Genomic DNA, 21,481 nt, shown 5'->3' on the forward strand with positions numbered 1-21,481 from the left:
ACACGGCAGCAGGGAATCAATCGAGAGGGGTTTTGGCCGACGGGTCGAGCTTTTTCACCTGCAAAAAATCCTCCCGGGCCTTGTCCGCCTCGCCCAGGGCCTCATAGACCTTGCCGCGATTGAGAAACAGGTCGGGGTCATCCGGAGCCGCTTCGATGGCCATGGAATAGTTGGCCATGGAGCTTTGCAGATTGCCTTTTTTAAACCACGCGGCCCCGCGATTGTTCAGAACCCGGGCGTCTTTGACATCGAACTCAAGGGCCTTGGTGTAGTCGTTTATCGCCAGATCGTAATGATGGAGCGCAAAATAGGCATTGCCCCGATTGTAAAGGGCTGCGACATAGCCCTTTTTTTGGTCCAAGGCCTTGGAATAGTCTTCAATGGCTGCGTTATATTCGCCAAGCGCAGCCTTGGCGTAGCCCCGGGCGACCAGAAACAGGTGCACCTGTTCGCCGGGCAACTCATTGGAATCCATGGCCTCGGTCAACTGGGCCACGGCCTCGTGGTAATCCTCGGCAGAAAGGGCCGTAAGGGCGGCCTTGGCCTGATCCAGGCCGCCGGCGGTTGCGGGGCCTGGACCGACAGCGCCGCACAGAGCCGCCATGACCGCAAGCCCGGCCAGACGACAGGCCAAAAAGCGAAGGCCCCTCAAGACGCGCCCCCTTCGGTATCCAGATCAAAGGCCGGCACTTCCAATTCCTTGTCGATAAGGTCCGCATCCTCGGAGGAATAGCGCACCATGTTGCGCAGATGGAAAAAAGCGCTCTCGTCCATACTCTCGAAATCAATGGCCACGCCTTCATCGCTGGAGCGGACAATGGTGGCCTTGAGGCGCACCTTGATGTCCTTGGCCAACCCGAACACCAGCGTACAATCCCGACCGGCGGCAAGACGCGGTTCGGGACAGAAAAGCGCGCCCTTGAGGCTGATATTCTGGGTACTGACCGGAATTTTCTCACCGTCGATATACACATAAGCGTCGAACTGGGCGCACACCCGGCTGCGACGACGTTTTTCTGCTCCCATGCCATTCCTCACTTCGTCGAGACAGGAGTTCCTGTCCGGCATCGTCATCAATACCTGGTCAACGTATCTGCTATAGCCGCATCCCGGACATTTATAAAGCGACAAAAAATCGTCAGGCCACGGGAGCGGAAACGGACATGGGGACGAGCGGCCCGCACACCCCCACCCGGCCGTCGGGAAGTCGGACAAACTCCCGCATCTCGCCGTCCTGGGACACCACCACGGCCACGGCTCCCGGCAACCGGGCGCAGAATCGGGCCGCCGAACGATGCCGCGTCCCGAAAACGGCCATGTCCACCGCACCCGTTACCGCAGGTTCGCAGGACTCCGGCGACAGGGAGACGCACACCGGCAGGGCGTCCTCGTCACGGGCCAACAACTCGATGCGAAAACCAAGCACGGACAAAGCCGCATCCAGAATCACCGCTCCGTCCACGCAGGAGGCGTGGGCCGTCACCCGGGTGGCCGTGTCCCACTGCTCCAGATGCACGGCCTGATTGCCCCCGGCTGCGGCCAGATTCTGGGCCACCCGGCCAAGGTTGGGCCAGGCAACCCCCACGCCGGGGGAGAGCAGCCCGTCTGTGAGGCAGGCGCCTTGGTGGCCGGGCGGCAGAAAGACGAACATGCCGCCGTGCCCGGCAGCCACGGCCAGGGAAAAAACCCGGGCCAAGGTGGCCTTGACCAGACTCGGCAAAGCCCCGGGATCGTCCTGGCCGTTGGCCAAAACCATGGCGGCTTGACGGCAAAGGGGCAAAAAGACAGGGGAAAAAGCGTTATCGTGGCAACTTGTCAGCTGGCCTTCCCGCAGTTCCAGGTAGACCGCCGGATTGTCCTTGGACAACAGCACCGCCCGCATCCGGGCCGGCGCGCAAACATACAGGGACAACCCAGGAAACAGCGTGCCGCCGTGGTAGTCGATGCGTCCGCGAAGCGCGCCAAAGCCGGAATATTCCACCCGGGCCACGCCCTCGGTGCGAAGTCCCTCCGGCCCTTCCTTGACCACAAAGGCGTAGGGGCCGGGGGGGATGCCGGGGCTTAGGCGGTGCAGGGTATTGAGGCAATAGGGCTGGGGCGGGGAAAAGCGCAGGTCGAGCACCGGTTCCGGGCCGCCGGCCAGGGGGGAAAACAGCTGAAACGACGGATAGCGTCCCTCCTCCCGCTTGAGGCTGGCCCGGTAGGCGGTTTCGATCAACGTGACCAGACCCGGCTCGGAAAGCATGGTGGAATTGGGGCAAAGCCGGGCCGCCAGATCAAGGGGGCCGGCGGGTCCGGGATCTGGTGCGGGGACTGTGGATACCTGCATTCGGGCCTTGTAGGACCGCTCCCGGCAGCTGTCAAACCCGGCCGGGAGATTGGCTCGACAATCGTCGCCCAAACGTCGTTGATCGGTTATGCTGTTGCCCGGGACCTGGGTCGTATTCCCGACGCTGCGCCAACCCGCTTCCAAAGGAGATCGCCATGCCTGTCACGCTGCCCCGGCTTGTTGTGGCCGCCGCCCTGATCCTGACCGTTTTTGGCGTTCTGGTCGGGGAGGCCCTGGCCCAGTCCCGTGCTGTCGTCCCCATCATTATCGGCCACCGGGGAGCCTGCGGCCATCGGCCCGAACACACGTTGGCCTCCTACGAGCTGGGTATCGACCTGGGAGCCGACTTCATCGAACCGGACCTGGTGGCCACCAAAGACGGCATCCTGATCGCCCGCCATGAAAACGACATTTCCGGCACCACGGACGTGGCCACAAAATTTCCGGATCGCAAAACCCAAAAGTCCATTGATGGCAGGGAAATCGAAGGATTTTTCACCGAAGACTTCACCCTGGCCGAGATCAAGACCCTGCGGGCCAAGGAACGGCTTGATTTTCGGGACCACAGCTACGACGGCCAATTCACCATCCCCACCTTCGAAGAAATCATCGCCCTGGTCAAACGCAAGGAAGCTGCAACCGGCCGGGTCATCGGCCTCTATCCCGAGACCAAGCACCCCACCTACTTTCGCGGCATTGGTCTGCCCCTGGAAGGTCGGCTGGTGGAAATTCTCGATAAAAACGGCTACGACAAGGCTGACTCACCGGTTTTCATCCAGTCCTTCGAGATACAAAACCTCAAGGATCTGCACCAGATGACCAAGGTCCGTCTGGTCTTTCTGTACGACGAACCGGACATGCGGCCCTATGATTTCGTCGCGGCCAATGACAAGCGCACCTACGCCGATCTGCTTGCCCCCACGGCCCTGGCTGAAATCGCCGGGTTCGCCCAGGGCATCGGTCCCTGGAAGCGGCTTATCCTCAAGGAAAACCCGGACAAGACCTTGGCGGCCCCAAACTCGGTTGTGGCCGATGCCCACGCCGCCGGACTCACCGTCCACCCCTACACCTTCCGCAACGAAACCCGGTATCTGGCCCCGGACTATGCCGGCGATCCCGTCAAGGAATACGTGCAGTTTTTTACGCTCGGCGTGGACGGGGTCTTCTCCGATTTCCCGGATACCGCCGTGGCCGCCCGCGAAGCGTTTCTAAGCCGTCAATAACGAGAGCCTCCGGCGGCCGGGGGAGTGAGAGAAGCGAGGGGAATGCCTCCGGCGGCCAAAGGGACTGAGTCCCTTTGGAATCCCCTCCGGGGGGGAGTTTGCTTTGACTGGGGGCGTTGCCGAGCCGGCGAGTGGCTGTTGCGCAGGAAAAGCGGCGAGGGGATCGTGCCTGTAGGTGCTTGTGCTTGACGGGAATCATCGTTGCTCCGGCTCCCCCCGGGCCCGGGCCAATCACCGGACGTCTTCAGCGTCGGCCGGGCCGGGGGAACCCTCGCCCGGCCCGTTGCCGGCCTCCCGGGGCAGGGCCGCAGCCACGGCGGCCGTAGTCGGCCCATGGCGGACCATCAGCCGGGCCGCACCGCCTGGGCGGCCTTCCAAAACCATCTCGACCGCACCGGCCTGCCACAGGCAGGTCTTTTGCCCGGTGCTCTCCCGGCAATGCGGCGGCCCGAAATCCCGGGTCAGCCGCGTTTCCAGTCCCGAAACCCCGGTCGCGTCGCTGAGGGCGGCATCGACTGAGAAAAAGCGCCCCTCATAAAAGGCCAGGACCGGTTCGACCAGGACAGTGTCCCAGAGGGTGGCCGGCCGGTCCGGAGCAGTGAAATAAACGAGTTTTTTGGACACGGCCTCCGGTAACGGGACGGATTGGCGCAGCAGATCGGCGGGGGGGGCATCGCCAAAAGCCAATCCGAAATACCGCTGTGGCAGTTCGGGCACCCTGGAGCAGGCGGCCAGGGCCAGCCAGCCCACAGTCAGAAAGCAGACGACACCGGCAACCACCCATCCCGACCGCCGCCTGAGGCTGTTGGCGGCGACTGAACCCGGGCTTGGCCTCGCACCGAAGAGATTCTGAGCTGTCATGTCGGTCTCCTGGGCAGCAGGGCTTCCTGACGGCAGAACAGTCCGCTCAAACGCCTCTGCATGGCCGTCGCGGCATTCTTGCAAAGATTGTGGGAAAATAACAGTCCGAACAGGATGCCGACATAGAATCTCAAGGCTGTATAATCAGATACTAAATTAAATACTATACAGTTTAAACAAATATTCTCAATCTATCACTAGACAACTGCATAGAATTGTCAACAAACTATACACAAAAGACAAGCAAATAATCGCACTTGACCGCTTCGATAAAACTGCTACCCTCTCGAAACAAGCGACGAAACGAACCATTTTTTTTCACGGCCACAGTGCTGCATGAATTAATTTTCATTATCTGTTTACCACCAAGCCCGTCACAGGATGCAAGAGCAGCGTTGCCCAACTCCCAAGCTGCCAGTAGACGCGGCCGGGTTACGACATCTCACCGGCAAGCCACGCCGCTGCCAAACCGCCACCGCGAGCAAATAGGAAATGTTGCCTATGCCCTATCCGCCGCTGCGAAACCCAGGCCGTCCGCTGTTTTTCAAACCCAGACGCCGTCCCTGGCGGGCCGCCCTGGTGCTGCTCTTCCTGGCCGCCGCAGCAGCGGCAGTCGTGACCTTGCTCCGAGACCTCCCCTCCCAGACCGTCCTCGTGGGGCCGCCCAACCCTCTGGCTCTCGCCCCGACTCTGCCGGCCGAACAATTCGATCCCACAGACAACCTGTTTACGCGAAAACCCGAAGTCTCACAAAACGGCCAGGACACGGACAAGGAAACCCTCACCGGCCAGGTCCGGCCCGGCCAGACCTTAAGCGCCCTCCTGGGCCGGCATCTCGCAGCGGACAAACTGGCATCGCTTAACGACCCTGAAGACTTTTCCTTCTCCGAACTGCGCTCGGGCCAGCCCTATCGTCTGACTCTTCGTGACCGGGAACTGGTTTCTTTTGAATACGATATCAGCCCGAGTGAATTGCTGGTCATTGATGAGACCGATGGCGAGCTGGCGGCCCGGGTGGAAACCCGCCAGTGCGAAGTGCGCCCGATACTGTTGCGAGCCACCATCAGCACCAATCTGTCCGAGGCTGTCACCAAAGCCGGGGGCGATATTTCCACAGCCCTGGCCCTGGCCGATGTCTTTGCATCGGATCTCGATTGCAGCCGGGATCTCCAGCCTGGAGACGCCTTCGAGGCCGTGGTGGAAGAACGCTACGTGGAAAACAAGTTTGCCGGACTCGGCCGGGTCCTGGCGGCCCGCTACGTGGGCGAGGGGCGGACACTGGAGGGCTTTGGCCTCCTTGGCGACAAGGGAAAGCTCGACTATTACGATGCCGGGGGCCAGCCCCTTCGCAAGGCGTTTTTGCGGGCGCCTCTGTCGTTTCTGCGCGTCACCTCAGGCTTCACCGGTTCCCGGCTGCACCCCATCCTCAAGGTACGAAAAGCGCACTACGGCGTGGACTACGCCGCTCCGACCGGCACTCCGGTCTGGACCGTTGGCGACGGCGAGGTCATTGAACGCGGCCGCAACCCCGCCGCCGGCAACTACGTCACCGTGCGCCACGGCAAGACCTACGTCACCCGCTATAACCATTTAAGCCGCTTCGCCAAAGGCCTTGCCCCCGGGGCCAGGGTGGTTCAGGGACAGGTCATCGGCTATGTCGGCGAAACCGGTTACGCCACAGGACCGCATCTGGATTTTCGGATGTATGCCAATGGCCGGCCGGTCAACACCCTGGCTGACAACGAAGCCATGGCCGAGGCCCTGCCGCCCGCCCGGCTGGCGGAGTTGCGTGAGGATATCCTGATCCTGGCCGCCGTTCTTGACGGGCACAAGCCGCCGACCGCCCTGGCCGACAACCTGCCCCCGGCCGCCCCGGCCAGGAATCAATAGCGCAGACGTTCGAGGATGAGGTTGCTGACCAGAAAGCCGTTCTTGGTCAACCGCAGATGGCCGGCGCTGATGCGAATCAGCTCGTTTTGCCGCAAAGCGGTAATGAGCCCTTCGTTTTCCTTGAGAAAATCAATTCCCGTCAACCGCCGGTAGAGCGACAGACGAAGCCCCTTGGCCGTTCGCAGGGCGAGCATGACAAATTCGCGCACCCGTTCCTCCCGGGTCAGCGCCACGCCCCCGATCCCGCACCGCCCGGTCTTGGCCAAGGCAGCCCACTCGCGCACGTCGCGGGGATTTTCATGGCGCACGCCGCCAAGCGTCGACACCGCTCCCGGTCCAAGCCCGAGATAATCCCGGCCTTCCCAATAGCCGCTGTTGTGGCGGCTTTGAAAGCCCATGCGGGCAAAGCTTGAAATCTCGTATTGCAGGTAGCCCTGCTCCTCCAGATATTCGGCCCCGTGCACGTACATGCGGCCCTGCTCGATTTCCAGAGGCAATTCCAGCTCCCCGGCCGCGGCCAGGGCGGCCAGCGGCGTCTCCGGTTCGACGGTCAGGCCGTAGCAGGACAGGTGTTCCGGACGCAGGCGGACTGCGGTCTTGAGATTTTCCAGCCAGGTGGCTTCGCGCTGACCGGGCAGGCCCCAGATAAAATCCAGGCTGATATTGGCAAAGCCTGCCTGCCGGGCGGCGCCAAACGCGGCCATGGCGGCCTTGGCCTTGTGGGGACGGCCGAGAAACTGCAGGTCGGCGTCGGCAAAGCTTTGCACCCCAAGACTCAGGCGATTGACCCCGTAGCCGATCAGGGCGCGCAGATAGTCCACATCCAGGGCCGAATCGGGATTGGCCTCAAAAGTCCACTCCACGGCCGGATGGATATCGAAGTGCTTGACGAGTTCCGGGATAATGCGGCTTAACGCCCAGGGCGGCAGCAGGCTTGGGGTGCCGCCGCCGAAATAGATGGTCTCGACCTTGGGGCGGCCGAGTTTCTTGCCGAAAGCGCGGATTTCCAGCGGCAGGGACGTGGCATAGACCTCCACCTCAGCCATGTCGAGGGGCCTGGAGACGAAAGCGCAATACCGGCATTTGCTCCGGCAAAAGGGCACGTGAATATAGAGCAGCATGGGATGACCGGACGTTGGGATCGTTGCCGGCCTGATGGCCGACAACGGTCTTTAGGCCCAAACGCCGCCCCCGGCAAGCCCGGGGCCACGGCGCTCGGGCGTACTACCCCGCCTCAGGCCAGCCGGGAGAAGAGAAAAAAGAGTCCGGCCCCAAGCAGCATGGCCGCCGGCAGCGTGAACACCCAGGCCATGGCAATGGAGCGCAGGGTGCGCATCTGGAGTCCGCTTTTGTGGGCCGCCATGGTGCCGGCCACCCCGGAGGCCAGGACATGGGTGGTGGACACCGGCAGCCCCAGGCCGTCGGCCAGACCGATGGTGACCATGGCCACAATCTGGGCCGAGGCCCCCTGGGCGTAGCTCAGCCGGGTTTTGCCGATTTTTTCGCCAATGGTCACCACAATGCGCTTCCAGCCGACCATGGTGCCCAGGCCAAGGGCCAGGGACACAGCCAGAATCACCCAGTCCGGGGCGTATTCCGTGGGCCGGCGCAGGGTTTTGCGCAATTCACCGATATTGGGCTGCTCGGTTTTGTTGCCCGGCAGCCCTTCCATGATGCGGGCCGCATCGTCGAGGCACAGGATGTCGGTGCGCAGCGTCCAGCGTTCGGCCGGGGGTACGGCCGCAATGGAATCGTACAGAGCCAGACGCTGCTGGATGGCTTCCGAGGCGGCCACGGCCCGACGGACATCACAGGAGACGGCCGAGGACTTCTGGGGCAAGGCAACGATCTGGCCTGTCTGGTAGGCCGTGGCGATCTCCAGGCGATGAGCGTCGAAATAATCGGTGAACGTGGCCGCAGCGCGGCGCACCGCAGCCATTTCCTCGGCCGGGGTGTCCACATCAAGGGCATAGATACCGGGCAGAATGCCGATCAAAATGAGCATGATCAGACCAACGCCCTTCTGCCCGTCGTTGGAACCATGGGCCAGACTCACGCCCAGGCCGGACAGGATGAGGGCCAGACGCATGCCAAAAGGCGGCGGCGCGTCGCCCACCGGCGGCTGGTGCAGGGCCGGATTTTTGAGCAGCCGGTGCAGGAGAAGCAGCAGCCCGCCGGCCAGGAGGAAGCCGATAACCGGGGAAATAAGCAGGGACAGGCCGACCTCGACGGCCATGTGCCAGTTGACGCCGGACCCGGCCGGCAATCCCTCGCGCACGGCATTGGCCACCCCGACGCCCAGGATGGAGCCGATGAGCGTATGGGAGCTTGAGGCCGGCAGTCCCAGGTACCAGGTGCCAAAATTCCACAGGATGGCCGAAACGAGCAGGGAGAAGACCATGGCCAGACCGAGGTTGGTGTTGACCGAAACAAGCAGATCAACCGGAAGGAGATGGACGATGGCATAGGCCACGGCGATGCCGCCAAGCGACACGCCGAAGAAATTGCAGATACCGGAGAGAACCACGGCCGTGCGGGCGCTTAAGGATTTTGTGTAAATAACGGTGGCCACGGCATTGGCCGTATCGTGAAAGCCATTGACGAATTCAAAGGTCAGGGCGATTCCCAGGGACACGGCCAACAGCAGCAGCGTATGACCATCAATACTCGAGAATAGTTGAATCATGCTATACCAGCGCCCCTTCTCCCAAAAAAATCGTAACCATTGTCGCAATACTGTCATAGAGAAACATTCAATTTAGGTCCCTTCAACCAAATGCACCAAAGCCTGCCGGGCCTTGAGTTCCTCAACGGTGAACACAAACCCCTGGGCCGCGGCATGGGCCACCAGTTCCTTGACCGGCATTCCGCCGACCAAGAGCAGCCGGTCTTTGTCGGCCTGCAACCACAAAAGAAAACGATCAATCGCTTCCTGGCTCATAGGATCCTCCATAGAGCGACCCTAGCCCATCGCCCTGGCCCGGTACAGGGTTCGCCTGTGAAATTTGCGTCATTGCCGTATGACGAACCGGTGATGCCGGCCACGCCTGGACGAGTGTGTCAAACGGTGTCAAAAATAACAGCCCAAGCTTCACCTTTTCTTCATATTCGGATGCTAGAGGCTTTGTCGCTGTCCCGGATAGTGCGCCCGGGCCAGCCCAAGGAGGATGCGCGTGAACAAGCTTTTCAAATATGACGGCTTACAACAGCCCGATACCATCGCCGCCTATCTCGAGGCGGTGCGCGACGGTTTTGCCTCCGGCGAGATCACCCTGACCCAGGGCGAGGACGTGCTGACCCTGGCTCCCAAGGGGCTGGTGGCCGTCACCGTCGAGGGCAAACTCAAGGGCGAGGACCGCAAGCTCAAGCTGACCTTTCGCTGGAAGGAACGCGAGCAGGAATGTAATGCCCCGCTCCTCATCACGGCCCGGGACGACGGCGATGCATGAGATCGAGCGCAATTTCAAATTCCTGCTTGTCGAGATCGAACGTCAGATCGAAGGCACGATTGCCGTTTTGGAACACCGTGACGAGAAGGCCATCGCCAAGATCGAGGCCCGCGACGACTATATCGACAACCTGAAAAGCGTCATCGAAAACGCCTGCTTTGCCACGCTGCACGGCGAGACCCGGCCAAGCGCGCCGGAAGTCGCCCGCATCCGGGCCTTTCACATCATCGGCAGCAACCTTGAGCGGGTGGGCGACCATGCCGTCAACGTGGTGCGCCAGACCCGGCACTACGACGACCCGGAATGCGTCAAACGCTATGCTTACAAGCCGTTTTTCCAGGAAATCCAGAATGCCCTGGCCTGGATGCCAAAGGCGGTGCTTGAGCGGGACATGGCGACGGCCCTCAAAATCTGCCGCTGCGAGCTGCATCTCGACCGCCTGTACAAGCAGGAGTTCGACCGCATCCGCGATGAACTGCGTTCGGGATTCGGCACCGGCGATCTGCTGACCACGCTTTTTATCTTCCGCTACCTGGAACGCATGGGCGATGCCCTGTTAAATGTCGGCGAGGCCGCCATCTTCGGCATCACCGGCGACAAGTTCAAAATTCGCCAGTTCACGGCCCTAAGCGACATCCTGGCCGAGTCCGGCCATGAAAACCCGCTGTCCGACCTGGAATTCGAGTCCATCTGGGGGACGCGCTCGGGCTGCCGCATCGGCCGGGTGCTGGAGCGCGGCGGCGAGGATGACTGCCACAAGGAAGTGATCTTCAAAGACGGCGACAGCGCCAAGCTGCGCCAGGAAGCAGCCAACTTTGCCCGCTGGGAAGCCCTCATGCCCGGCCTGGCCCCGCGACTGGAGGCCTTTCGGGAGGGCAAAAAGACCAGTTCCATGCTGATCGAACTGCTGCCCGGCCAGACCATCCAGGACCTGGCCCTGTCAAGCGACCTCGATCTCCTGGGCCGGGCGCTGGCCGCCCAATGCCGCACGGCCAGGACCCTGTGGGAAAAAACCCTGACCGCGACCCCGGTGGCCGCCGGCTGCGTCAAACAATTGCGGGCCCGCCTGCCCGAAATCCTCACCGTCCATCCCGGCTTCCGTCTCAAGCGCCGGGCCATCGGCTCGTTTGTCCTGCCGTCTCTGGACGCGCTCCTCGACGCGGCCGAAGCCGTCGAGACCAACCTGGCCGCGCCCTACTCGGTGCTCATCCACGGCGACTACAACACCAACAACATCCTCTACGACCAGACCGAAGACCGTATCCACTACATCGACCTGCACCGCTCGACCGATACGGATCTGGTCCAGGATGTGTCGGTCTACATGGTTTCCAACTTCCGCCTGCCGGTCTTCGACAAGGCCCGACGACGGGTGCTCACCGCCGTTATCCTGGATTTTTACCGCTTTGCCGCGGCTTTTGCCGCAAGCAAAAATGATACGACCTTCGATATCCGTCTGGCGCTCGGCCTTGGGCGGTCGCTTATCACCTCAACGCGCTTTGAACTCAGTGAGCGCTTTTCCAAACTGATGTTTCATCGCGGCATCTTTCTGCTCGAACGCGTGATCGGCCATACCGGCGATCCGGCGACGTTCCGGCTGCCGCTTGCCGCCCTGTGCTACTAGTGCAGCGTTCGGGAAATGTCGTGACACTTTTCGACGCAGCAATAGGCAGTAATCATTATTTTTATTCGCAAAAAAGCATAACTGTTTTTTTGTGAACGCCACACGAGACATCTGCGCAACGCACCATGGAGGATAGAATGAAAAAAATTGGCGTGGTGGGCATCCCCGGCGGCTGGTCCACCTTGCGGCTCTTGGACGCCCTGGAATCCCGCACTGGCTATCGCCTGTGCATCGACATGGCCGAAGTGCGCCTTGATCTGGAAACGGGCAAAGCCTTTTACCAGGGCACGGACCTGACCAGCCTCGATGGGCTCATCGTCAAGAAAATAGCCCCGTCCTACACCCCCGACGCCCTGGACCGCATGGAAATCCTGCGGTTCCTGCGTTCCGGCGGGCTGCCGGTCTTTTCCGATCCCGACAGCATGTTTCGCCTGATTGACCGGTTAAGCGGCACAGCCGTCCTTCGTCGGGGCGGCATCCCCATGCCGCCGACGGAAATCACCGAGGACATCGACGAGGCCGCGGCCGTGGTAACCCGTTTCGGCCGGGCCGTGTTCAAGCCACTTTACAGTTCCAAGGCCCGGGGCATGACCGTTATCGAGGACGGCCCGGAAATCCATGAGGAAATCGCCGACTATCAGGCGGCCGGCAACCGGGTCATGTACATCCAGAAGATGGTCTCCCATGCCGGTGGACATCATGATCTGGGTGTCTCGTTTCTCGGCGGCGAATATCTGGCAACCTATGCCCGGCAAGGCAGCGGCAACTCCTGGGACACCACCACCCGCACCGGCGGACGCTATGTGCCCCATACCCCGTCCACGGAAATCATCGCTCTGGCCCACAAGGCCCAAAGCCTCTTTCCGGGCATGGCCTTTACCTGCGTCGACGTCGTGGAAACACCCTCCGGGGCGGCCATCTACGAAGTCTCGGCCTTTGGCGGCTTCCGTGGCCTGCTTGATGCCTGCGGCATTGACGCCGCTGCCGTCTATGCCGATTACGTCCTGGAGCATATCCGATGAGCACGCCCACCATAGCCGGACTCATGGCCCCGATTCTGGCCGAGGCCCCTCTTGCCCACCGCCTGGAGGTGACCTTTGCCGACGTCACCGTCGTTCTCTCCACCAATTCCCAGGCGCTGACCAACAAGCTTGGCGACTATTTCCGCGACTTCCTCGGCAGCGGCGGGACCACCACCATCGAGATGACAGCCATTGAGGCCGGACCGCCGGCCTTCGACCTGCCGCTGGCCGTCCATGCCCGGGAGCCCGGCAAGACCAAGCTCAAGGAAGCCTCCGTCGACCTGCCCGACGGGCGTGTGGTGCGAAAACTCACCACCGGGCTGGTCTTTCTGTTTGGTCAGGGCAAAAACTACGCCGTCGGCCCGTGCATCGAAAACGACAACCAGATCGTCAACTTCATCAACAACCGCTTCATTGAATGGCGTCTCAAGCACGGCGCCCTGCTCTTCCACGCCGCCGGCGTTGCCCAGGCCGGCGCAGGGCTGGTCATCGCCGGGTTTTCCGGAGCCGGCAAATCCACCCTGGCCCTTGAAATCATGCGCCATGGCACGGATTTCATCAGCAACGACCGGGTCATGGTGTCCCGGGAGGGGAACTCCCTGACCATGGCCGGGGTGGCCAAGATGCCCCGGGTCAACCCCGGCACGGTGCTCAACAACCCGGCGCTGGCCTCGGTCATGAACGCCGAAGACCGCGCCCGCTTTGCCGCCCTGCCCCAGTCCGAATTGTGGGATCTCGAACACAAGTACGACGCCTTCATCGATACATGCTTCGGCCCGGGCCGATTCAAACTGGCCTGCCCCATGGCCGGACTGGTCATCCTGCGCTGGAAGCGCGACGCCTCGCCGCTGACCACCGCCCGCGTTGACTTAAACCAGCGCCGCGATCTGATGCCGGCCTTCATGAAGGACGTGGGGCTTTTTTACGAATTCGAAGACCCGTCCGAGCCGTCCATGGCCAGCCAGAAGGCCTACCTCGAGCTGCTTGGCGATCTGCCGGTCTTGGAAATCGACGGCGGCGTGGATTTCCCTAAGGCGGCCCGGGAATGTCTCACCTTTCTGGAATCTGTGCGCCGCTAACGGCAGCGGCGACCGGATGCTTTGGACCGACAGTCCAACAGTGATGGAGTCTTCATGACTGATCCGACGCAACAGGCCGCCCTTGAGGCGGCCCGGCATCCGACCGTCTCCCCGGAGGTCGAGGTCCAAAGCCTCGCTCCGGAGGAGGAATTCCTCAAGCACCTCGAACATTTTTCCCAGAAAGCCAACGTCTTCGCCACGCTGGCGGCCAAGAACAAGATCGCGCCCTACGAGGCGTTTACCCATCTCCACGCCCTTTGGGCCGAGGTCGAGCGCACCGGAGCCCGTCTGACGGAGCCGGTCCCCATGGGAAAGCCGGCTGTGGCCGGCCTGACCTCGGCCCAGGCCCGGGAACGCCTGCGCCAGTATGGGCTCAATCAGGCCGGAACGTCCAAACGCATCACCCTGTCCAGCCGCATTGTCGATGCCGTAAAAAATCCCCTGGTGCTCCTGCTCTTTGTCCTGGGCGGCATCTCCTATGCGACCAATGACGTGCGTTCGGCCGTAGTCATCATCGGCATGGCCGTGCTCGGCGTGACGCTCAAAGTCATCCAGGAGGCCAAGGCCGACACGGCTGCCGAGCAGCTTAAAAAGATGGTCCACACCACGGCCACCGTCCTGCGTGACGGCGAGCAGCAGGAAATCCCCATGACCGAGGTGGTCCCTGGCGACATGGTCCTGTTGTCGGCCGGCGACATGGTCCCGGCCGATGTCCAGCTGGTGCGGGCCAAGGACCTCCACGTCAACCAGGCCATGCTGACCGGCGAGGCTCTGCCGGTGGAAAAAGTCGCCCGCGCCCCTGGCCAACCCCCGATCGAGGGGGAGACCGGCCTGGGCGATCTGGCCATGTGTTTCATGGGCACCAACGTGGTCTCGGGTTCGGCCACGGCCCTGGTCATGGCCACCGGGACGCGGACCTATTTCGGCGGCATCGCGGCCAAGCTCTCGGAAAAGCGGCCTGAGACGGATTTCGACAAGGGCATCAAGAAGTTTACCATGCTCATGCTGCGGTTCATGATGGTCATGGTGCCCTTTGTGTTTGTCATAAACGGGGCTACCACCGGCGACTGGATGGGCGCGTTCATGTTCGCCCTGGCCGTGGCCGTGGGGCTGACCCCGGAAATGTTGCCCATGGTGGTGACGGTGTGCCTGTCCAAGGGCGCGCTGGCCATGGCCAAGCACAAGGTTATCGTCAAACGCTTGGACGCCATCCAGAACTTCGGGGCCATCGACATCCTTTGCACCGACAAGACCGGCACCCTCACCCAGGACAAGATCATCCTGGAAAAATACCTCGACGTCACCGGCGAAGAGGACAATTCGGTGCTGGAATACGCCTACGTCAACAGCAAGCTGCAAACCGGCCTGCGAAATGCCCTGGACATGGCGGTCATCTCTTCCGGCGACCAGGTCGGAGCCCACATCGACCCTTCCCGCTACGAGCTGCTGGATGAAATCCCCTTTGACTTCATGCGCCGCCGCCTGAGCGTCATCGTCCGGGACACCCAAACCGGCAGGGCGATCCTCATCTGCAAGGGCGCAGCCGAAGAAGTCTTCGCCCAATGCCGCGACTGCCTGCACGACGGGGTCATATCCCCGCTCGACGACGTGCATCGGGAAACCATGCAGGAGCTGGTCCACGAACTCAATGACGACGGCTTCCGGGTGGTGGCCCTGGCCTTTGCGGAGGTTGACGGCTCGCGCCATGACTTTGCCGTGGCCGACGAGTGCAACCTGACGCTCATGGGCTACCTCGCCTTCCTCGATCCGCCCAAGGACACGGCGGCCGACGCCCTGGCCGCCATGCTGGCCCTGGGTATCCAGCCCAAGATCCTTACCGGCGACAACGCCGTCATTACCGCCAAAATCTGCCGTGAAGTCCGCTTCGACGCCGGCGACCATCTCATCACCGGCGAGGCCGTGGCCGCCATGACCGAGGCCGAACTGGCCGAGGCCGTGGAAATCTGCCATGTGTTTGCCAAGCTCGACCCCATGCAGAAGGAGGCCATCGTCAAGGCGCTGCGGGCGCGCGGCCATGTGGTGGGATTTATGGGCGACGGCATCAACGACGCCCCGGCCCTGCGGGCGGCCGACATCGGCATTTCCGTGGATTCGGCGGTGGACGTGGCCAAGGAATCGGCCGACATCATCCTGCTGGAAAAGAGTCTGGCCGTCCTTGAGCACGGCGTGGCCGAGGGGCGCAAGATCTTTTTCAACATCACCAAGTACATCCGCATGGGCGCCAGCTCGAATTTCGGCAACATGTTCAGCGTGCTTGGGGCCAGCGCCTTCCTGCCCTATCTCCCGATGCTGCCCATCCAGATCCTGGTGAACAATCTCATGTACGACTTCTCCCAGACGGCCATCCCCACCGACAACGTGGACGCCGAAATAGCCAAGCAGCCCAAGCGCTGGCGCATCGACGACATTCGGCGCTACATCCTGTATCTTGGCCCGGTCAGTTCGCTGTTTGACTACGTCACCTTCTTTATCCTGCTCCATGTCTTCGGGGCCTGGGACAATGCCGCTTTGTTTCAGACCGGCTGGTTCATTGAGTCCTTGCTGTCCCAGACCCTTATTGTCCACGTCATTCGCACGGACAAGATACCCTTCCTGCAAAGCCGCTCCAGTTTCATGCTCGGCTTTACCACCGTGGCCATCTGCGCTGTGGGCGTGTGGTTGCCGTTTTCCCCCCTGGCCGACTATTTCGGCCTGGTGGTCCCGCCCGCGAGCTATTGGGGCCTCATTGCCCTGGTCATTTTCTGCTACATGTGTCTGGCCCAGATCGTTAAAACCTGGGTGGTCAGGCGTATCGCCTCCTGCTCCAGCTAGCGTGGTCCAAGGGACCTCCTGGCCATTCGGTCACAACACGCCGGGATCGTCCGTACCAAGGACGCTTCCCGGCGTTTTTCGGTTGCCGCAACGGTCGTGACCGATGCGCCGGATGACCCACCGCACGACTAGCCACCACGACACCTGCAGACGCGCGCCGCATACCGGTCAGACCATTCGGCCAAACAAAAACGCGGTCCGACCAAGCGCAGTGCACTGCCAGGCCAGCCTCCGGAGAGTGGCCAACCCTCGGCGATTAAAATAAAAAAGCCCGGCTGCTTGCGCAACCGGGCTTGGTCGTTTCGGGGGAAACGGTCCTACTTCTTGTTGAGGCCGACTTCCTGGGGGAAGATCGGCAGGTAGCGGTAGGACAGGCTCATGATGATGAAACCGTAGGCGATGACCATGAGCGAAGTGGCCCACTCCGCCCAGTTGGGACTGTAGATCTCCCACTTGGTAAACGGCAGCACCGGTTGGGCCAGAGCCTGGACGGTGAAGACGTAGCGGTTGATCACCACGCCGGCGCAGGCCAGAATGGCTCCCGAGTACATGAAAAACGGCTTCTTGCGCAGGGGAGTCAGCAGGAAGATCACCGGCACGAGCAGGCAGATGACCAGTTCGGTGAAGAACAGCCAGCGGCCGTAGACCAGACCGTAGAACATCTGGTCAAAGGTCAGGCCGGCCCGGGGCAGGATGTCGTTAATCCAGGCCCAGGTGTCGAGGTACTTAAAGACCATGTAGATCAGCAGCATGGTGCCGCCGATTTTGCACATGAGCGACTTGATGCGGTAGGTGGTGAGCTTGCGGCCGGTCACTTTTTCCATGAAGCCGCAAATCAGCACCGTCATGCACGGGCCGGTAGAGATGGCCGACAGGACGAACAGGAAGAACGTCCAGGGCCAGATGAAGAACCCGTCGCGGAAGGCGTACGGGCGGGCGAACATGACGCCGTACATGCCGCCGAGCGATCCCTGGTGGAAAGTCGACAGGAAGGCGCCGATACCGGCAAACAGCGGCATGACCACATGCATCTGGTGGGCCAGATTGTGCAGGAACGGGATCTTGTTGATCTGCTTCTGCTCAAGGATCAGCGGCACGTACTCAATGATGAGCACCATCAAGTAGCAGGTGATGCAGAAGATAACTTCTGTCAGCATCGAGTGGACGTTGGGGTGCCAGTACCCGAACCACGACCGGATGGGCTGACCGACGTCCAGGGACAGGATGAGCATGGCCCCGGAGTAGCAGATAAAGCCCTTGATGACGGTCAGGTTGATGATGTTTTTCAGTTCGTCAATGCGGATGATGTAGCGCAAAAGCCCGGTAAAAAAGGCTCCGGCGCCCAGCGCAATGACGGCGAGGTCAAAGGTGATCCACAGGCCGAACCCGAAGTAGTTGTCCAGACCCGTGACGCCAAGGCCGTAGGTGAAGCACACGAGCATGGCGAAGAAGCCGTAGAGAGCGACGACGCCCAGCACGGCCAACCACTTCATGAATTTCCCAAGGGAGCAACGCTCGACTCCTTCGGGATACCAGTTTTTTTCTATTTCACTAAAGCTCATTGCATCCCCCCCGATTACTCGCTTTTAAGGTAGTTGTCGCCGAGCTTGCGCACCCATTCCCGCCGGCTGATGTAATAGACCTGGGTGTCGGTGCCCAGGCGTTCGAGCAGGCGGTAGGCGTAGGGGCTTTTGATCAGCTCATGCACCTTATGCTTGGGGTTTTTCAGGTCCCCGAAAGCGAGGGCCCCGGAAGGGCAATTCTGCACGCACGAGGTGACGTAGGCCCCATCAGCGAGATCCTCGGGATCCTTGCCGGCGGCGCGGGCAGCGTCCTTGGCCAGGGTCCAACGGTGGTGGCAAAACGAGCACTTTTCGACGACGCCGCGCGGCCGTACCGAAGTCAACGGCGACAGGGTCTTTTCCATGCCTTCGGGCCATACCGGGTCAAACCAGCCGAAGTACCGGACGTGGTAGGGGCAGGCGGCCACACAGTACCGGCATCCGATGCAACGGGGGTAGACCTGGCTGACGATCCCGCCGTTCTCGTTTTTTTCCGTGGCAATGACCGGGCACACGGACACGCAGGGCGGGTTGCCGCACTGCTGGCAGGGCCGGGGCAGATAGGCAATGTCGTGGTCCGGGTAGGACTTGCCGTTGGTCAGCTCGTAGACGGTCATCCACGAGGTGGAACGGAGTTTGTTGGAGGCGTCGCGTTGCGGTTCGACGTTATTTTCCGTCTGGCAGGAGGCCATGCAGGCCCCGCAGCCGGTGCATTTGTCAATGTCGATCACCATGCCCCAGGTGATCGGGAATTCCTTTTTCTGTCCGGACATGACGGCTTCCCTTTACCTTGCGTTAGGCGATTTTGACTTCCGAAGCGATCCACATGGACATGCCGGAGCCCGGCTCCTCGGCCACGGCCATGAGGGAGAGGTAGTTGGCTCCCTTGCCCTGGCTGAAGTAGTCGAAGGCTGTATGGCCAAAGCCCAGCGGGGCCGAGACCATGCCGGTCATGACGCTTTCGAAGATGTGGACCTTGGCCTGGCAGTCGACGCCGGCAGCGGAGAGCTTGACCATCTGCCCTTTTTTGAGGCCGAGGGTTTTGGCGGTTTCGCTGTTGAGGCGCACCAGGGTGTTCTCGCCGAGCAGCTCGGTATCAGGCACGGTGGTCAGATCCTGACAGGGAATGCCCGTGGCCGGGGTGCCGGTGCGCAGCTGGGCGTAGGGAGCCAGCGTGGCGCCGGCCGCAGGCTTGCCGGCCTTGGCGGCCTTGGCCACCACTTCAGCGGCAAAGCCCATGCCGGTCTGGGCCACCTGTCCGACCATGGTCCAGGCATAGCCTGCTTCCAGGGCCTTCCAGAGATCGCCGCCGACCAGGGCGGGGGCGGGCTTTCCGGCCGCCACCTGCCAGGGCATGACGTCCTTGGCCACAAATCCGCCGCTGGCCTTGGACAGGCTGGCGACTTTTTCCTTGAGCACCTGCTGGAAATTATCGAACTTGAGATCGATACTCAGCTTGCGGGCCAGGGCCAACAGGACATCGGCCGAGGTTTTGGTGTCGTAGATGGGCTTCTGGATGGGCCGCACCAGACTGTAAACGCAAAAGCCGGAACCGTAAGGCGTGGCCACGTCGTCGTAGCGCTCAAGAGGCAACGAGTTGGGCAGAACCAGATCACACAGGGCCGCAGTCTCGTCCATGAAGGAGGAGAAGCTGACCTTAAACGGGATCTTTTCCAGAGCCTTGGCCATAGTCGCCGCTTCGGGCAGGCCGTAGGCCGGGTTGGCATCGTACACAAGCAGGGCCTTGGGAGCCGGAGTCTTGTCGGACGCAACGCCCTTGAGGAAGGCCGGCAGATCGCCGTCGAGCATGGCCGCCCGGGACAACGCGCCCGGGACCACCGAAGCCAGTTCCGGCAACATGTACACGCCGCCGGGTTTGTTGATGCGGCCAAGGAGCATATTAAGCGACATGCCGGCGATAACCGGCGCAGCGCCCATGCCCTGGCCAAACGGGGAACCGGTGACCACCAGGGCGGCCTTGGAAGCCATCAGGGACTTGGCAATGCCGGCCAGGACGTCGCCGCCGATGCCGGTGGCGCGCTTGACGTCTTCGGGACCGAAGCCGCCGTTGACCACGGCCTTGAAGGTGTCAAAGCCGGGGGCGTTGCTGGTCGCGCCAGCCTTGAGCAGGTGCCAGGCAATGCCCATGGCCACCACGCCAAGTTCGGCGGCGGCAGCGGGAATCCACTGGTCGCACACGGCCGCAGTATTGTTGCGGGTCGGTCCGACGTAGATGTAATTGGAAGCGGGTTTGGCCCCGGCGGGACGGGTCGCGCCAAAGGCCTTGCGGTTTCTGGTGGACGTGCCCCAGGTTTCGAAGATGTCGGCGCCAAGCACGAGCACGGTATCGGCATTTTCGAAGTCGTAGCCGGCCTGGCCCTGCGCGCCCATGAGTTTGAGCGCCTTGGCGGCCGAGGTGGCTTCGCCGGGCATCATGAAGGCGCCGGCGCTGCCGAGCTTGCCGACGAGGGCGGTGAGCACCTCGTTGACAGTGCCGGTGGCGTCGCCGGAGATGCTGGCCACCGAGCCTTTGGCCGCACCAAGCTTTTCAGACATCTCGATAAGCGCCTGCTCCCAGGTGATGGGGGCAAAGGTTTTGCCGTTGCGCTTCATCGGCGATTTGATGCGGGCCGGACTGTAGAGCATGTACACTTCGGACCGGGCCAGGGCGGACACGCCGCCACGGGACAACGGATGGTCCGGATTGCCGGCTGCACTGACAGGATTGCCAGCCACGCGCATGATTTTAAGGCCTTCACTGGCCGGACACAACTTGCTGGTCGTGGCCACGTAATCGATCTGGCCCTTGGGAACCTTGGGAATCCAAGACCAGTTCTGTGTCCAGATGGCAGCGTCATCAATTAATTTCCACGGAATGGGGGTGAACATGGTGCCCACGGCGCCACCCGCCACGAGGCCGAGGAAAGCTCTGCGATCAAGTCCCATTTCTCCCCCCTTATTTATGACAGACGTAGCAGGCGTTGCTGGTGCCCATAGAGGCATGGCAGCGTTCGCATTCCCACATCTTCATCGTGTCTTTGCTGTAGCCGCTCAGACGATTCTGGTAGTACGCCGGCGGATTCTCCATCTTGGCGACGTCGAGATGGCACTTGGTGCACTCGAAGCCACGGTGGGCGGCGTGCGAGAAGAACACGTTGTCGGGCTGGTACTGGTACACGAGCCAGGGGACCTGAACGCCAGTCTTGACGTAATCTTTGACGAACTTGTCGATTTCCTTGCCATTGGCCGAGGTATCGCCGGTTTCTTCGCCATGACATTCGGCACAGGACTCGGTCGTGGGCAGGCCGGCAAATCGGCCGTCCGGACCCAGATGGTGGCATTGCTCACAGTCAATGCCAAGCTGTGCGTGGACAGTGTGACTGAAACGAATGGGTTGTGTTTTTTCACTAAATAGGATCTTCGGAAAGATGACCCATCCCACCACGAGGGCGCCGACGAAGCCGATCAAGGTGCAAAGCACCATGCCGCCCACGCCGCCGGCCGAAGTCGATCTCTTCTCCTCCATACTTCCCCTGCCCATGCCGTTGCTGGTTTTCCACCGCGCGCGATGGCACACGGCGGCCGCTTCTCCCCGTGGAAAAGACGGATA

The 21,481-nt window shown here is 61.8% G+C and carries 18 protein-coding genes; 7 read left to right on the plus strand and 11 right to left on the minus strand.

Annotated features, from left to right (window positions below):
• Positions 1 to 16 precede the first annotated feature (16 nt).
• The 3 genes from NY78_RS19800 to NY78_RS19810 form a co-directional block, all read right to left on the minus strand.
• Positions 17 to 652: a tetratricopeptide repeat protein gene (locus tag NY78_RS19800; RefSeq protein WP_231584051.1), complete on the minus strand. Its 636-nt coding sequence runs from the start codon at positions 650 to 652 to the stop codon at positions 17 to 19.
• Entirely contained in the window at positions 649 to 1,026 is a 378-nt protein-coding gene (locus NY78_RS19805; RefSeq protein ID WP_043640043.1) for a PilZ domain-containing protein, read from the minus strand. The genes NY78_RS19800 and NY78_RS19805 overlap by 4 nt, the downstream gene beginning before the upstream one ends.
• A gap of 112 nt (positions 1,027 to 1,138) precedes the next feature.
• Complete coding sequence (locus NY78_RS19810; protein WP_043640108.1) at positions 1,139 to 2,329, minus strand: putative sensor domain DACNV-containing protein; 1,191 nt, start codon at positions 2,327 to 2,329, stop codon at positions 1,139 to 1,141.
• 155 nt (positions 2,330 to 2,484) lie between these two features.
• Between NY78_RS19810 and NY78_RS19815 the strand changes: the two genes are divergently transcribed.
• On the plus strand, positions 2,485 to 3,552 hold the full coding sequence (locus tag NY78_RS19815) for a glycerophosphodiester phosphodiesterase (RefSeq protein ID WP_043640045.1): 1,068 nt from the start codon (positions 2,485 to 2,487) through the stop codon (positions 3,550 to 3,552).
• A 231-nt stretch (positions 3,553 to 3,783) separates the two neighbouring features.
• Here NY78_RS19815 and NY78_RS19820 read toward each other — a convergent pair whose 3' ends face one another.
• Positions 3,784 to 4,413: a hypothetical protein gene (locus NY78_RS19820; RefSeq protein ID WP_156181018.1), complete on the minus strand. Its 630-nt coding sequence runs from the start codon at positions 4,411 to 4,413 to the stop codon at positions 3,784 to 3,786.
• Between the two features lie 501 nt (positions 4,414 to 4,914).
• Here NY78_RS19820 and NY78_RS19825 point away from each other — a divergent pair.
• Complete coding sequence (locus NY78_RS19825) at positions 4,915 to 6,303, plus strand: M23 family metallopeptidase (protein ID WP_043640047.1); 1,389 nt, start codon at positions 4,915 to 4,917, stop codon at positions 6,301 to 6,303.
• On the opposite strand, the gene hemW is transcribed toward NY78_RS19825, so the two are convergent.
• The 3 genes from hemW to NY78_RS19840 all read right to left on the minus strand — a co-directional run bounded on the left by hemW (position 6,297) and on the right by NY78_RS19840 (position 9,244).
• Entirely contained in the window at positions 6,297 to 7,424 is a 1,128-nt protein-coding gene (gene hemW, locus NY78_RS19830) for a radical SAM family heme chaperone HemW (protein WP_043640048.1), read from the minus strand. The genes NY78_RS19825 and hemW overlap by 7 nt on opposite strands.
• A gap of 113 nt (positions 7,425 to 7,537) precedes the next feature.
• A complete protein-coding gene (locus NY78_RS19835) occupies positions 7,538 to 8,989 on the minus strand; it encodes an inorganic phosphate transporter (RefSeq protein ID WP_043640050.1) in 1,452 nt (483 codons plus the stop codon).
• 72 nt (positions 8,990 to 9,061) lie between these two features.
• Positions 9,062 to 9,244, minus strand: a complete 183-nt coding sequence (locus NY78_RS19840; protein WP_043640051.1) for a hypothetical protein — start codon at positions 9,242 to 9,244, stop codon at positions 9,062 to 9,064.
• Between the two features lie 226 nt (positions 9,245 to 9,470).
• On the opposite strand from NY78_RS19840, the gene NY78_RS19845 reads away from it, so the two are divergent.
• From NY78_RS19845 to mgtA, 5 genes are all read left to right on the plus strand, one after another.
• On the plus strand, positions 9,471 to 9,752 hold the full coding sequence (locus tag NY78_RS19845) for an amphi-Trp domain-containing protein (protein ID WP_043640052.1): 282 nt from the start codon (positions 9,471 to 9,473) through the stop codon (positions 9,750 to 9,752).
• On the plus strand, positions 9,745 to 11,376 hold the full coding sequence (locus NY78_RS19850; protein ID WP_043640056.1) for a PhoU domain-containing protein: 1,632 nt from the start codon (positions 9,745 to 9,747) through the stop codon (positions 11,374 to 11,376). Before NY78_RS19845 ends, NY78_RS19850 begins: the two co-directional genes overlap by 8 nt.
• A 137-nt stretch (positions 11,377 to 11,513) precedes the next feature.
• Entirely contained in the window at positions 11,514 to 12,398 is an 885-nt protein-coding gene (locus tag NY78_RS19855; RefSeq protein WP_043640059.1) for a GAK system ATP-grasp enzyme, read from the plus strand.
• Positions 12,395 to 13,477 carry an HprK-related kinase B gene (locus NY78_RS19860; protein WP_043640062.1) on the plus strand — a complete coding sequence of 361 codons (1,083 nt, stop codon included), beginning with the start codon at positions 12,395 to 12,397 and terminating at the stop codon, positions 13,475 to 13,477. The genes NY78_RS19855 and NY78_RS19860 overlap by 4 nt, the downstream gene beginning before the upstream one ends.
• A gap of 54 nt (positions 13,478 to 13,531) precedes the next feature.
• A complete protein-coding gene (mgtA, locus tag NY78_RS19865) occupies positions 13,532 to 16,309 on the plus strand; it encodes a magnesium-translocating P-type ATPase (RefSeq protein WP_043640064.1) in 2,778 nt (925 codons plus the stop codon).
• A gap of 317 nt (positions 16,310 to 16,626) precedes the next feature.
• On the opposite strand, the gene qrcD is transcribed toward mgtA, so the two are convergent.
• Genes qrcD through qrcA form a run of 4 tightly spaced genes read right to left on the minus strand, consistent with a single transcriptional unit; the run spans position 16,627 to position 21,397 of the window.
• Positions 16,627 to 17,871, minus strand: coding sequence for a menaquinone reductase integral membrane subunit QrcD (qrcD, locus tag NY78_RS19870; protein ID WP_043640067.1), 1,245 nt, complete (start codon positions 17,869 to 17,871; stop codon positions 16,627 to 16,629).
• 14 nt (positions 17,872 to 17,885) lie between these two features.
• Positions 17,886 to 18,644, minus strand: coding sequence for a menaquinone reductase iron-sulfur cluster-binding subunit QrcC (qrcC, locus tag NY78_RS19875; RefSeq protein WP_043640070.1), 759 nt, complete (start codon positions 18,642 to 18,644; stop codon positions 17,886 to 17,888).
• 22 nt (positions 18,645 to 18,666) lie between these two features.
• Positions 18,667 to 20,817, minus strand: a complete 2,151-nt coding sequence (qrcB, locus tag NY78_RS19880; RefSeq protein ID WP_043640072.1) for a menaquinone reductase molybdopterin-binding-like subunit QrcB — start codon at positions 20,815 to 20,817, stop codon at positions 18,667 to 18,669.
• A 10-nt stretch (positions 20,818 to 20,827) separates the two neighbouring features.
• The gene (gene qrcA, locus NY78_RS19885; protein WP_043640073.1) at positions 20,828 to 21,397 is read right to left on the minus strand and encodes a menaquinone reductase multiheme cytochrome c subunit QrcA; all 570 of its coding nucleotides are present in this window, start codon (positions 21,395 to 21,397) and stop codon (positions 20,828 to 20,830) included.
• Positions 21,398 to 21,481 lie beyond the last annotated feature (84 nt).

The sequence above is a fragment of the Desulfovibrio sp. TomC genome, from assembly GCF_000801335.2.
Classification (GTDB): Bacteria; Desulfobacterota; Desulfovibrionia; order Desulfovibrionales; family Desulfovibrionaceae; genus Solidesulfovibrio.

Bases quoted from the DNA above. Each gene is read 5' to 3' on its own strand.
- NY78_RS19835 (WP_043640050.1), bottom strand. From the start codon at position 8,989: ATGATTCAACTATTCTCGAGTATTGATGGTCATACGCTGCTGCTGTTG.
- NY78_RS19815 (WP_043640045.1), top strand. From the start codon at position 2,485: ATGCCTGTCACGCTGCCCCGGCTTGTTGTGGCCGCCGCCCTGATCCTG.
- NY78_RS19845 (WP_043640052.1), top strand. From the start codon at position 9,471: ATGCGCGTGAACAAGCTTTTCAAATATGACGGCTTACAACAGCCCGAT.
- NY78_RS19820 (WP_156181018.1), bottom strand. From the start codon at position 4,413: ATGACAGCTCAGAATCTCTTCGGTGCGAGGCCAAGCCCGGGTTCAGTC.
- mgtA (WP_043640064.1), top strand. From the start codon at position 13,532: ATGACTGATCCGACGCAACAGGCCGCCCTTGAGGCGGCCCGGCATCCG.
- NY78_RS19855 (WP_043640059.1), top strand. From the start codon at position 11,514: ATGAAAAAAATTGGCGTGGTGGGCATCCCCGGCGGCTGGTCCACCTTG.
- qrcA (WP_043640073.1), bottom strand. From the start codon at position 21,397: ATGGAGGAGAAGAGATCGACTTCGGCCGGCGGCGTGGGCGGCATGGTG.
- hemW (WP_043640048.1), bottom strand. From the start codon at position 7,424: ATGCTGCTCTATATTCACGTGCCCTTTTGCCGGAGCAAATGCCGGTAT.
- NY78_RS19825 (WP_043640047.1), top strand. From the start codon at position 4,915: ATGCCCTATCCGCCGCTGCGAAACCCAGGCCGTCCGCTGTTTTTCAAA.
- NY78_RS19860 (WP_043640062.1), top strand. From the start codon at position 12,395: ATGAGCACGCCCACCATAGCCGGACTCATGGCCCCGATTCTGGCCGAG.
- NY78_RS19805 (WP_043640043.1), bottom strand. From the start codon at position 1,026: ATGGGAGCAGAAAAACGTCGTCGCAGCCGGGTGTGCGCCCAGTTCGAC.
- qrcD (WP_043640067.1), bottom strand. From the start codon at position 17,871: ATGAGCTTTAGTGAAATAGAAAAAAACTGGTATCCCGAAGGAGTCGAG.
- NY78_RS19840 (WP_043640051.1), bottom strand. From the start codon at position 9,244: ATGAGCCAGGAAGCGATTGATCGTTTTCTTTTGTGGTTGCAGGCCGAC.
- NY78_RS19850 (WP_043640056.1), top strand. From the start codon at position 9,745: ATGCATGAGATCGAGCGCAATTTCAAATTCCTGCTTGTCGAGATCGAA.
- NY78_RS19810 (WP_043640108.1), bottom strand. From the start codon at position 2,329: ATGCAGGTATCCACAGTCCCCGCACCAGATCCCGGACCCGCCGGCCCC.
- qrcB (WP_043640072.1), bottom strand. From the start codon at position 20,817: ATGGGACTTGATCGCAGAGCTTTCCTCGGCCTCGTGGCGGGTGGCGCC.
- qrcC (WP_043640070.1), bottom strand. From the start codon at position 18,644: ATGTCCGGACAGAAAAAGGAATTCCCGATCACCTGGGGCATGGTGATC.